This is a genomic window from Microcoleus sp. Pol11C3 (assembly GCF_036701485.1).
GTDB lineage: Bacteria > Cyanobacteriota > Cyanobacteriia > Cyanobacteriales > Microcoleaceae > Microcoleus.
In genome coordinates this window covers 23,555-35,838 of sequence record NZ_JAUBQW010000058.1, presented here as the reverse complement: position 1 = coordinate 35,838, position 12,284 = coordinate 23,555, and the positions used below count along the sequence as shown (strand labels likewise).

General features: G+C 45.9%; 8 protein-coding genes, 1 tRNA gene and 1 pseudogene. 3 read left to right on the top strand and 7 right to left on the bottom strand.

Annotated features, from left to right (window positions below; genetic code table 11):
• Positions 1-379: 379 nt before the first annotated feature.
• The 3 genes from gcvP to gcvT all read right to left on the bottom strand — a co-directional run bounded on the left by gcvP (position 380) and on the right by gcvT (position 5,272).
• Positions 380-3,337 carry an aminomethyl-transferring glycine dehydrogenase gene (gene gcvP, locus QUA40_RS14945; protein ID WP_333127086.1) on the bottom strand — a complete coding sequence of 986 codons (2,958 nt, stop codon included), beginning with the start codon at positions 3,335-3,337 and terminating at the stop codon, positions 380-382.
• 140 nt (positions 3,338-3,477) lie between these two features.
• Positions 3,478-3,867: a glycine cleavage system protein GcvH gene (gcvH, locus tag QUA40_RS14940; RefSeq protein ID WP_333127084.1), complete on the bottom strand. Its 390-nt coding sequence runs from the start codon at positions 3,865-3,867 to the stop codon at positions 3,478-3,480.
• Positions 3,868-4,120: 253 nt separating this feature from the next.
• Positions 4,121-5,272: a glycine cleavage system aminomethyltransferase GcvT gene (gene gcvT / locus QUA40_RS14935; RefSeq protein ID WP_333127083.1), complete on the bottom strand. Its 1,152-nt coding sequence runs from the start codon at positions 5,270-5,272 to the stop codon at positions 4,121-4,123.
• Between gcvT and QUA40_RS14930 the strand changes: the two genes are divergently transcribed.
• Positions 5,260-5,385 (top strand): hypothetical protein, encoded by a 126-nt coding sequence (locus QUA40_RS14930; RefSeq protein ID WP_333127081.1) that lies wholly within the window; start codon positions 5,260-5,262, stop codon positions 5,383-5,385. The two genes, gcvT and QUA40_RS14930, sit on opposite strands and share 13 nt — an antisense overlap.
• Before the next feature lie 81 nt (positions 5,386-5,466).
• Here the strand turns inward: QUA40_RS14930 and QUA40_RS14925 are convergent.
• Both QUA40_RS14925 and QUA40_RS14920 read right to left on the bottom strand, forming a co-directional pair.
• Positions 5,467-5,539 (bottom strand) — tRNA-Ala (locus QUA40_RS14925).
• Between the two features lie 153 nt (positions 5,540-5,692).
• Entirely contained in the window at positions 5,693-5,896 is a 204-nt protein-coding gene (locus QUA40_RS14920) for a hypothetical protein (RefSeq protein ID WP_333058474.1), read from the bottom strand.
• Positions 5,897-6,252: 356 nt separating this feature from the next.
• Between QUA40_RS14920 and QUA40_RS14915 the strand changes: the two genes are divergently transcribed.
• Together QUA40_RS14915 and QUA40_RS14910 are read left to right on the top strand one after the other, a co-directional pair.
• On the top strand, positions 6,253-6,483 hold the full coding sequence (locus QUA40_RS14915; protein WP_333127079.1) for a hypothetical protein: 231 nt from the start codon (positions 6,253-6,255) through the stop codon (positions 6,481-6,483).
• A 112-nt stretch (positions 6,484-6,595) separates the two neighbouring features.
• A complete protein-coding gene (locus QUA40_RS14910; protein ID WP_333127077.1) occupies positions 6,596-8,455 on the top strand; it encodes an Eco57I restriction-modification methylase domain-containing protein in 1,860 nt (619 codons plus the stop codon).
• Between the two features lie 531 nt (positions 8,456-8,986).
• Here QUA40_RS14910 and QUA40_RS14905 read toward each other — a convergent pair.
• On the bottom strand, positions 8,987-11,116 hold the full coding sequence (locus QUA40_RS14905) for a phosphodiester glycosidase family protein (RefSeq protein WP_333127075.1): 2,130 nt from the start codon (positions 11,114-11,116) through the stop codon (positions 8,987-8,989).
• A 442-nt stretch (positions 11,117-11,558) separates the two neighbouring features.
• A pseudogene (locus QUA40_RS14900) lies at positions 11,559-12,011 on the bottom strand (sensor histidine kinase); the annotation flags it as partial.
• Positions 12,012-12,284: the final 273 nt, after the last annotated feature.

Genomic DNA, 12,284 nt, shown 5'->3' with positions numbered 1-12,284 from the left:
TGCACTTTATTCTCGATCGCGCGCTCAAAACCCAGGCTACCTCAAGTGCGATCGATATATTCAGCAAGCCCTATTTAGCCTTTCATACCGTTAATCAGCCACGCGAAATTTTTATTTTATATCGTTTCCCGTTGCATCGGAATAATAAAATCGAGTCAACAGTTAACACTCAACCATTCAGTTTTTCTACCCCTCCTTCAACAGTCAACAGTCAACAGTCAACAATCTTGTATGAGTGCAACCGGAATTGATATTACTGGCGGTTTTTGTAGTTTTTTATTAAATCTTTTTCAGCGCGTTTATGTAGGGTAAGGTGCGCCATGCGCACCTAAACTTTATCTAGGGGTAAAGTGCACATCCCGCACCCGGAGAAAGCGATTTAACCTTGAGTGTAAGCCTCCATTGGCAAACAAGAACAGACAAAATTGCGATCGCCAAACGCATTATCTATCCGGCCCACCGCAGGCCAAAACTTATATTCGCGAGTCCAAGGTGCCGGATAAGCCGCTTGCGCGCGAGTATAAGGACGATTCCACTCATCAACCATCAGAGATTCTGCGGTATGCGGCGCATTTTTCAAGACGTTATTTTGCGCGTCAACATTACCTTTTTCAATTTCCGCAATTTCAGCTCGAATCGCAATCATCGCCTCGCAAAAGCGGTCTAATTCCTGCTTCGATTCGCTTTCCGTCGGTTCCACCATTACCGTACCAGCAACCGGCCAAGAAACCGTCGGCGCGTGATAGCCGTAATCCATCAACCGTTTAGCGATATCTTCGACTTCAATAGCCGCAGATTTTTTGAGCGATCGCAAATCTAGAATACACTCGTGCGCCACCAAACCAGCTTTCCCTTTGTACAAAACCGGATAATAAGATTCTAAGCGTTTTGCCATGTAATTAGCATTAAGAATTGCTACTTTTGTTGCCTCAGTTAAGCCAACTCCTCCCATCATCCGAATGTACATCCAAGAAATAGTCAAAATGCTCGCACTTCCCCAAGGCGCTGCAGAAACAGCACCAACTGATTGGGATATTTCGCCCCCCCGTTGAGGGGGGTAAGATTTTAATTCTTCATCAGTAGAAGGTAAGAAAGGCACCAAATGAGACATTACCCCAATCGGCCCCATTCCCGGCCCGCCGCCGCCGTGGGGAATACAGAAAGTTTTGTGCAAATTTAAGTGACAAACATCAGCACCAAAATCACCGGGGCGGCACAAACCAACTTGAGCATTCATATTTGCGCCGTCCATATAAACTTGTCCGCCACAGTTGTGGACAATCTCGCAAATTTCTTTAATTTCTTCCTCAAAAACGCCGTGCGTTGATGGATATGTCACCATCAAAGCCGCCAGTTCATTTTTGTGTTTTTCGGCTTTCTTGTGTAAGTCAGCAACATCAATATTGCCTTGAGAATCGCACTCCACTGGAACTACTTTCATCCCCGCCATCACCGCGCTAGCCGGATTTGTACCGTGGGCTGACTGGGGAATCAAACAGATATTTCGGTGAGATTCGCCTTGGTGTTCGTGGTATTGACGAATAACTAACAAACCCGCGTATTCGCCCTGAGAACCGGCGTTTGGCTGCAAAGAAATTCCCGCAAAACCTGTGATTTCTGCCAGCCACTGTTCTAGTTGCACGAACATCTTTTGATAGCCGCGAGTTTGTTCGCGGGGCGCAAAAGGATGTATCTTGCCAAATTCCGCCCAAGTCACCGGCATCATCTCTGCTGTTGCATTCAACTTCATTGTGCAAGAGCCCAAGGGAATCATCGATGTATTTAGCGATAAATCCTTGGCTTCTAAACGGTGCAAATAGCGCAAAAGTTCAGTTTCTGAATGGTAGCTGTTGAAAACCGGATGGGCGAGATAGCTGCTGGTGCGATCGCAAAAATCTGGTAAGGTCAAATAGGAATTCAATGCGTCTGCATCCAGCGGAATGTTGAGAGCGTTCTGCCCGTCGGCCCTGATATAATCCTTATCATGTGCAAAAATTTTCCACAACTCTTGCACATCTTCAACGGTGACAGTTTCATCTAACGTGATTCCCACTGTCGAATTATCGAAAATTCGGAGATTAATTTTGCGAACTTTAGCAGCTTCTAGAATTTCTGACAGCGGTTTGTCTCCCAATTCGACCCGCAAAGTATCGAAGAAAGGTTGAGAACCAATTTTGTATCCGAAACTTCTTAAACCGGATGCCAAAAGTGCTGTTAAAGTCCATACTTTCTCAGCAATGTCTTTCAGTCCAGACGGGCCGTGATAAACAGCATACATACTCGCCATCACTGCCAGCAAAACTTGAGCCGTACAAATATTGCTGGTTGCTTTTTCGCGGCGGATGTGCTGTTCGCGAGTTTGCAAGGCCAAACGTAAAGCAGATTTGCCGTTGGCATCTTTAGAAACGCCGACGATTCTCCCCGGAACTTGCCGTTTAAACTCTTCTCGCGTGGCGAAATAGGCGGCGTGGGGCCCTCCGAATCCCATCGGCACTCCGAAGCGCTGAGTGCTTCCTACGGCTATATCCGCGCCGAATTCGCCGGGGGGTGTGAGCAAGCAAAGGCTCAAAATGTCGGCGGCTACTGTGACTAATGCGCCGACTTCGTGTGCCGATCGAATAAAATCGGTATAGTCGTAAATTGCGCCATCTGTGGCGGGGTATTGCAGGAGAGCGCCGAAGATTGTACGATCGAACTCAAAGCTTTGATGGTCGCCGACAATTACCTCAATTCCCAACGGCTTAGCGCGAGTTTGCACAACTTCCACAGTTTGAGGGTGGCAATCTTGGGAAACAAAAAACGCTTTTGCCCCCTTTTTGCTGGCGCTGTAACTCACCGCCATCGCTTCCGCCGCCGCTGTCCCTTCATCCAGCAAAGAAGCGTTGGCAATTTCCAAACCCGTGAGGTCAATTATCATGGTTTGGAAGTTCAGTAAAGCTTCCAATCGCCCTTGAGCAATTTCGGCTTGGTAGGGAGTGTAAGCTGTATACCAGCCGGGATTTTCTAGGATATTCCGCTGGATGACGGGCGGAGTTATGCAGTCGTGATATCCTGTGCCGATGTACGATCGAAATACCTGATTTTTTGCCGCAATTTCTTTCAATTCTGCCAAAGCGCTGTACTCGCTTTGCGCTGCGGGAAGTTGTAAGGATGCAGAAATACGAATCGCCGCTGGAACCGTTTTGTCAATCAACTCATCGAGACTGGAAATGCCCAAAACATCAAGCATTTGCTGGATTTCGCTGCGTGTCGGGCCAATGTGTCGGCCCGCAAAACCATCGATGGGGGAAAGGTTTTGCTGCGGGTTGGGTTCAAGTTGAGGGCTGTAGAGTACCAAGGCGGATTCTCCTGAATTTACTTTTCTTCTTTGTTTGTAACATTTAGTCACAGAAGAAAGGAAGAAAGAAGAAGGAAGAGAAACGATTTCCCCCTCTCCCCCTCTCCTACTCCCTCACTCCCCCACTCTCCCCCTTTCCGCTACTCCCCTTCCACCATTTGGCGATACTCCTCGACAGACAAAGCATCATCGGCCTCGCTGGCGTTGTCAACGCGCACTTTCAGTAGCCACCCAGCACCATAGGGGTCTTCCGCCAAATTTTCGGGAGACTCTATAATGTCATCATTGCGTTCTACGACTGTACCGGTAACTGGTGCTTTCAAGTCTTCAACGGCTTTCACTGACTCGACTGTACCGAAAGCTTCGCCCTTTTCCAAACCTGCACCCACTTCGGGCAAATCTAGAAACACGATATCGCCGAGTTGGTCAACTGCAAAGGCACTAATGCCTATGGTGGCAATTTCGCCTTCGAGTCGGATGTATTCGTGAGTGTCTAGGTATTTCAGGTCATCGGGGTATGTTAGTGCCATGTCAATTCCTTGCAATAAAAAAGTATCAGTTAAATCTTATTAAACTATGGGTGTTTAATATCTGAAACTCCTAGAGTACCTCAGCCAGGGATTTTCTTGATTTACAGCAGATTTTTAGCATTAATTCGCCAACTATCTTAAAATTATCTGCGTTTATCTGTGTTTATCTGCCTTGCATCTGCGGTTGTTCTATCAATCAAATATCTATGCCATCTTGTCTAGCGAAGATAATTTTAGCTAAGAAACCATACCTTTAATTTAGCCGATTTTGCGATCGATAAAATGGTTTTTTGACCACACTAGCCGGATAGTTTTTCCCGCGAATTTCGATTTCTAATTCCTGACCGATTTTCGCTAATTTTGCGGGAACAAATGCGAGGGCTACTGGCCGATTCAAAGTAGGCGATAATGTACCGCTAGTAACTTCTCCTACTGATTCGCCTTCAAATATTACCGGATACCCGTGGCGCGCAATGTGCCGCCCCTGCATTTCTAACCCTACCAACCGCTTTGATACTCCACTTGCTTTCTGCTGTTCCAAAACCTCACGACCAATAAAATCGCCTTTGGTGTCGAGGTGAACTACCCAACCCAATCCCGCCTCTAAAGGTGTGATATTGTCGTCGATATCTTGACCGTAAAGAGCCATTGCTGCTTCTAAACGCAAGGTATCTCTCGCGCCCAAACCGCAGGGTACAACGCCAGCAGCTAACAGTTTTTGCCACAGTTCTTTTCCTGCTTCGGCATCCACCATGATTTCAAACCCATCTTCGCCGGTGTAGCCAGTTCTGGCGATAAAACTCGGCTGCCCTAACAGGTTTGTTTCTAAGTGACCGAAAGCCTTAATTGGTGCTAGGTTGTCTTCTACTAAAGGCTGGATGAAACTAACAGTTTCTGGTCCTTGAATTGCGATCAAAACTTTGTTTTTGGAGATGTCGGCAAAACTAACATCGCTCACTTCTAAGTGGGCGGCAATCCAGGCTTTATCTCTAATACGAGTGGCGGCGTTGACAATGATTACTGCCCGTTCTTCGCTCGTGGTGGCGTCTGGTTCTTGGCAGTAGAAAATAATGTCGTCTAAGATGCAGCCTTTGGCATTTAGCAAGACTGTATATTGAGCTTGACCCGGTTGCAAGCGGCTCAAGTCTGAGGGTACTAAGGGTTGAAATTTTTCTCTTACTTGTTTCCCTCTCAAACCAAATTTTCCCATGTGGGAAATGTCGAACATTCCTGCTTGCTGGCGCACTGCTTGGTGTTCGCTGCTGATGCCTGCGTACTGCACCGCCATCTCCCACCCGGAAAAGGGCACCATTCGGGCTTTGAGTTCTAATGATAGGTCGTACAGAGGCGTGCGGGCAAGTTGGCTCGGACTCTCTGGATTGTTGGGTTCAGTTGACTTTGCCACAGGTAGCGCTTTGGTTGCGGGTAGACTGTTTTGATTTTACGGGAAAGTTGGTTTTTGTGGTGTGGGGCGCGATCGAATTTAAGGCCACCGCAATGCTGTTTCCCTACGACTAAGTACACGGGGATGAGGACACGGCAGTGCGGTTTCCCTACGAGTAAGGGTACACGAGTAATTTATCCCTAATCTAATATTTATGGAGAATAGCGGGCTCGAACCGCTGACCCCTACAATGCCATTGTAGTGCTCTACCAACTGAGCTAATTCCCCTTTCTTTTCGCGCTCTCAATCATGCCTTAACTGACCAATATTTGTCAAGCTTTTTGGGGAAATTAGTTTTGAGCCTTGGGCTGGCAAGGCTTTCGGCTTTTTTTCCACAAAACTCTCCTCGCTTCTGGACAATGGTCAATCGCCTACTATCATTTAGTAAGTGTGTTGGGATATTTCGCTCAAATGGCTCAAACAAGACCCCATGAGAAAGTAGACGACTAGCAGAGCGGCGGCTGATACCGCAACTAGGGTGCCGGCTAGCATTAGTGAAAATTCCCGTTGCGCGATCGCCTCTTGCATTAAGTGCAAAGACCAGGCAACGAGGGCAACGTCAATTATTAAAATAGGAACCAGCATAAGTTACGATTTGTAACAGCTTACCTATTGTAACAAAACTTTTCGCTCCGTGCAGATAAGCTCACCTGTATTTAACTTTTGCTGTAAAACCCGAAGGGAGCAGCGGAAAGCTACTGAGAAAAAACTATAGCTTTTGTTAATAATTACAATATGCAAAGTAAATGAGAGCTAGCTCAGCTTTTTAGGGCGGTTGTGCGATCGAGGCGGGCGATCGCGCTTTTTTGAGGGGGTAGGGTGCGTTAGCGAAGCCCTCGAAGAGGATCGACCTTGGAGTATAACTGATTTGAGAGCAGAAGGTCTGAGCCGCTGTTGCACTTGGATGCTGTAAAATTAACTTTATTAACCTGCTTGAAAAGATGACAAATCGCTCTACTCGCGCCCTTTTTCACAGCAAAACACTCAACACTGCTTTGCGTGCTTTTAGCTTTCCGCAAGATATGGAAGTGCGCCGCCAAAAATTGGGGACGTGGATTGCTGCACTTAAAACGGGTACGTTAGACGAAGTTAAAGAAGTTTCGCTGCACGGCAGTTTTATTAATGATATTTTTCAGGATATTTTGGGATATTGCTCGGTAAGGCGTTGCTGATTTACGGTATGAAAGACTAAATATGCCAATCATAGAAACCAGTATCCACAAAGCTTCTGAATTTTCAACTTATTTTTTTCATACCCTGATTAAGCAACGCCGGTAATTGAAGGTGCGGGGAAAGCTTGGGAAATTAACGCGGAACAACAGAAGCATTTTAAGCAACAACCTGTATGGCGTAGATTTGCTGTCGGAATCGGCAGAAATTACCAAGCTTTCACTGTGGTTGAAGACGGCGGAACCCGGTAAAACTCTGACTTATTTGGATGATAATATTAAAGCGGGAAACTCAATTGTAGCTGACTCAAATGTAGCAGATAGAGCGTTTGATTGGCAAGCGGAATTTCCCCAGATTTTTGCTGATGGCGGTTTTGATGTTGTGATTGGTAATCCGCCTTACGTGCGGCAGGAGTTGTTGTCTCCAATTAAACCTTACTTGCAAGCAAATTATGAATCATATAACGGTGTAGCCGACCTTTATACTTACTATTATGAAGTTGGGTTAAAGATTCTCAAATCGGGGGGTGTGCTTTCGTATATTGTAACTAATAAATGGCTGCGATCGGGATACGGTGAACCTCTACGCAAGTTCTTTGCCAGTCAAGGTTTACTAGAGCAAATTATTGATTTCGGACACGCCCCAATTTTTGAGGATGCTGATACTTTTCCCTGTATTGTCGCAGTCAGAAAACCTAACGCTTCTCTATGTATCTCGGAAACTAAAAGCGAGATTGAGCAAGGTAAATCTGAACCTAATTCGCCTGTGATTGTTTGTCCGGTTCCGCGCGAGGAACTTGCTAATATAAACCTTACACAATACGTTCAAGAACACGGTTATCAAATTTCGCGAGATCGTTTCACTGCGAATGCTTGGAGTCTGGAACCTCCTGCTGTTGATGAGTTGATGCAGAAAATTAAACGAGTGGGAGTTCCTCTCAAAGATTTTGCGGGTGTTAAGCCTTATCGGGGTATATTAACAGGATTGAATGAAGCATTTTTGATTGATGAAGCCACTAAAAATAGTCTCGTTAAAGCTGACCCTAAATCTGCTGAAATCATCAAGCCTTATTTCCGGGGACAAGATATTAAACGCTGGAATTCGGAGTGGGCAAATTTTTGGATTATTTTGCTTAAATCTAGCAGCGATAATGTATGGCCCTGGAGTAAAGCAAACGATAAAGCAGAGGAAGTATTTGCACAAACTTTTCCATCCGTATATAAGTATATAAAGCCGATGCAAGAAAAACTGTCTAAGCGTTCCGACAAAGGGCGTTACTGGTGGGAACTGCGTAGCTGTGCTTACTATAACGTTTTTGAAGAACCCAAAATTATTTATCAGGTTATTCAAACTTTGCCGCAAGACGCATGGGATAATTCTAGTGCTTATGGAAATGATAAAACCTTCATTCTGGCTAACAGCGATTTCTGTCTTCTAGGTTGGCTCAATTCACCGCTAATTGGGTGGTATAGCCATCGACTTTTTACTCAAATGTTGTCAGGGGCGATTAGCCCAATGGGATATTTATTTAAAAATATACCCATCGCACCACCAACTGACTCAATTCGTGCCGAAGTCGAACCAATTGTCAGCCGTTTAATAGAAATCGCTAAAACCAATCAAGAAACTCACCTAGATGTCTTGCAATGGCTGGAAATCACTTATTTAATTGATAAAGTCGGACAAAAACTCGAAGATTTTTCTGCCCTTTCCTTTGCCGAATTCGTAGCAGAAATCAGAAAGCGAATGCCGAAAACAAAATCCTCCGATCCTCTCGGCGTGGCTGGACTAAAAGCAGTCCGCGAAACTTATAATGAATATGCACCGACTATTCAATCTCGCAAAGCTGAGGCGTTGAGACTCGAACACCGTTTATCTAACTTAGTTAATCAAGCTTACGGATTGACACCGGAAGAAATAGATTTGATGTGGAAAACAGCACCTCCACGAATGCCGATCGCCCGACAGATTTGATCTACTACCAAATCCGGGTTTACCAGAAAGAATTGGTTTAAAGCCTCTCCCTTGTAAGGAGAAATGAAAAGAAGACTATTCATTACTCCAGTCCTCTTCCTTTCAGGTAGAGGTCGCTATCCCAGGTCAACTGTCAACTGTCAACTGAATACCCCATTTTTGGTATGATTTGTCATTTTTCGCTGTGCGTGGCAATCGCTTAGGATCGCGAATTAAATAACTTACGATTTTAATTGTTATTGTGGGATGGGCGTCCCGCCCGTCAAAAAAGGGCGGGCGTCCCGGCCAACCCTACACCCCACAAACTTGTGTAAGTTATTTAATTCTCATTCCTTAGTTCGCAATGACGAAGAGTTAATCATCAAGAGAATGACTAACCGAAATTTGGTATGAGGTCATTTTTAATCTCCTGTCGTCTTGCTTCCCTTAGCAAGGGGAGGAGTAAGAGTTTGTAAGGTACGTCAGTGCGGAGATTCTCGCTTTTTGAGCAGATAACGTACAATGACGCACCCTACGATTTAACGTGACAGTTTATGGTTGAATGAAAATACCGATCGCATTATGGACTCTCGCAGCAGTTGACGGAGGTCGATCGAGCAAACTACCTCCCAAATACAAACTCGTCGAACTTCCCCCATCCAAATTTAAAGCCTCCACAGCACCCATTTGCTGCAATATCTGCGCCAGTTCTGCGAAATTTGGCCCCGCCCCGCCCGCGCGATTGTGCACCGCTACAATCAGCAAATTCCCCGCAGCATTTCGCCCGATCGCACTTCTAATCGCTGTCTGTCTAACATAAGCATCACTAAACCCTTCCGCCTTAGCATCCAGCACAACTCGACTATTTTGTACCAACACTGGCCCGCCTCCTAAAATGTAAGGAAGACGGTTAAAATCAGCAGGGACAGTGTTAGTTTCCAAACGCAATAAAGTGCCGACAGAGAGTTGATCAGCAGGGAAAAAATCCGAACGTAAAGCCAAAATATAACCGTTAGCGGGAATGGTAAAAGTTGTTGTCCCCACCGCACCTCCGGGGGATTGGCTAACAACTCTATCGCCCGCAACTGTCACAACTATTTCATTGCCCGACAACGGAGTATAAGTTGTTCCCCAATCAAGATTGTAGCGACCGATTCCCGGTTGTACGTAGGCACTATTGAGATGAGAAATGGGTAAAATTTGATTTGCCGGAGTGATCACAGTTTCTTGCAAAGTCAAACGATCGATCGCAAATTCTCCCCGATCGTTCCAGGCGATCGCTCCCCGGTTCAATATCGGCCCGGAAAGCCATTTATTGTCCCGCCGAATTGCCCCTAAAGCTAAGCGATTAATTCGATTGAAAAAACCTGCATTAATCGCCGCAGCCGCACCCGAAACTTCTGCTGTTTGCAATAAAGGTGCAGTGCCTTGATCGGTAGGCGGATTGCTGAGAATTGGTAGAATTTTTACACCAGCTTGACGCGGATTGACTTCTAACCAAACTACTGGAAAACGCGCGGTTCCTAAATTCTGATACTGCTGTCGCCACTGCACACCGGGCGCCCAAACAATGTTTTTTTCTACTAACCAATCTGGCCGAATGTCGATAACTAATCGATTGGGATTTCCCAGGCTGAAAACTTGCGGCCGCCAACCTAAAGGAATCTTTACTTTGACTTTAGTTTTAGCGCCGTCAGGTTCGACTTTTAGTGATATCAATTGTTTGCTGGTTGAGAAAGTTCCCTGAAGTAAGGCGGGAGCGACTTTGGCATCGATCGCGATCGACCATTCTTGAGCGGCGATCGGCGCTGCGGGCGTTATTTGCAGCGGGAGAGCGGGTTTGGTCGGATCGTCTGGTGTTTCGAGGTTTGGTGCTGCGGGGGTTTTCGCTGGGATAGCGGGCTTTGTGGGGTCGTCCGGGGGGTTGGGTGTGCGTGTCGGCGATGGGCTTGGTTTATCGACAAAGTTAACTTGCCAGGGAGTTGGTCGATCGAGATCCACAACAATGCGATCGCCCGATTCTATTTCTGCTTGCCGAATTCCGGTAACACTTGCAGTTTGAGAAGTAATTTTTAGAATATTCCCATCAGCAGATATCTCCCAGCCCGCAAGTCTAGCAAAATCGGTAACATCTAAGTAACGATACGGGCCTGTTGCCTGCGCTGCTAAGCTTTGAGCGCCGGTTAAAGATACCGAAAACCACTGCACCGGTTGTTTGGCACTGTCGGCATTGCTAAGCAAATCCACTCCCGCACTTTGCATCAATCCAACGTCAGCAATCCAAGTTCGGAAATCCCCAGAAGTGCTGTTTGCAGGCTGCTGAGTCCAAGTTAGGGGGAGAATGCGGCCGTTTAGAGACACTTGGCGGCCTTGTCTAATTATCGAAGATGGCGGTACAGATTGAGCCAAAAACCTATAGTTCGACAGGGAATGAATTCTCTGTCTCATAGCTGAAGTTCTCTCAAGAGAACTATCTGTCAATATTTCAGTCGGTTTTAACCGACTTTCGCTATCAGCCAGGGAATTCATACCCTGGCGGGCTCTCGAAGCATGAATCAATCCAACCCTCTCCCCCTCTTGTGCTCTTCCGGGTTGATTCCAGAGCAAAGACGGGGCGATCGCCAGTACGGGTAAAATCGAAACTGACAATATTGGACGCCAAGAGGACAAATTACGTTTCACAGCTTACAACTCACAATTTCACTTCTAAACGCATGGGTGTCTAGAAACCCGGAATATCCGTATGTTTCTTCTTACTAAAGCCGATACTTTTGCCGATGGCTATGATGAGCCTGAATCTCTGGATCGGGTGTACGTTAGTCGATTGCGCTAATTGCCCTAAAGACATACTAGCAACTGCTCACCCCGGAATACAAATCACAAACTCCGAACCCTGACCGAGGGAAGAATTCACCACTAATGTACGTCCATGTTTTTCCACAACAATTTGGTGGGCTATAGCAATTCTCGCATCAGTTTCAATAACTGGTTAACTGGTTCCCCGGCTCTTCCTGGGAACCGATGTAAGCGAGGCAGAGCCTCGGCTGCGACAATGGAGGCTCTGCCTCCGGATATGCGTTACCAGGCTCTTCCTGGTAACGAGTATAATCATTTAGGATTGCTATATAGACAATCCTAATCCCGTTCCTTGACCTACAGATTTGGTAGTGAATAAGTGGTTAAAGATGTTTTCCTTGACTTCGGCTGACATCCCCACTCCATTATCCTTAATCCGAATCAAAACCTGATTGTTGTCTTCCCTCAGAACAGTTTGAACCGTGATTTGATTAGGTCGGGCTTTAATTTCACTAAAACTGAGCCCCTTATTTGACTCCTCCAGAGCGTCAATGGCATTAGCCAGTATATTCATAAATACCTGGTTTAACAGTCCGGGAAAGCATTTTACCAGAGGTAAGTTACCATACTCTTTCACAACTTCAATGGCAGGGCGGAACTCGCTCGCTTTTAAACGGTGCTTGAGAATTAGCAGAGTGCTTTCAAGTCCATCATGAATATTGAAAGAAACGAGTCGATCGCTATCTGCGCTCGAAAACGTTCTCAAACTTGTACTGATATTGCTTTGTACGCTGCATTTTTTGCTCTCAAACTAAATAAGATAAGGCATTAATGTCGCTATTAATTCCAGGCTAACTTGTTTGTGAGATAGCCAGACATATACCAAAATTTTGAGAGCCAGATATTCGGTATTTTTTAGTGGTCGTTGCAGGTGAATTTGGTAAAATTGAGGAAACATCTACAAACAGTCGAACAGGGTGCTGAAAAGTTGGCGGCGAGGTTGCGGGAATTGGGCGTAGATCCTGATGCTGTGTAGGAGATGGAATAAAGTGCG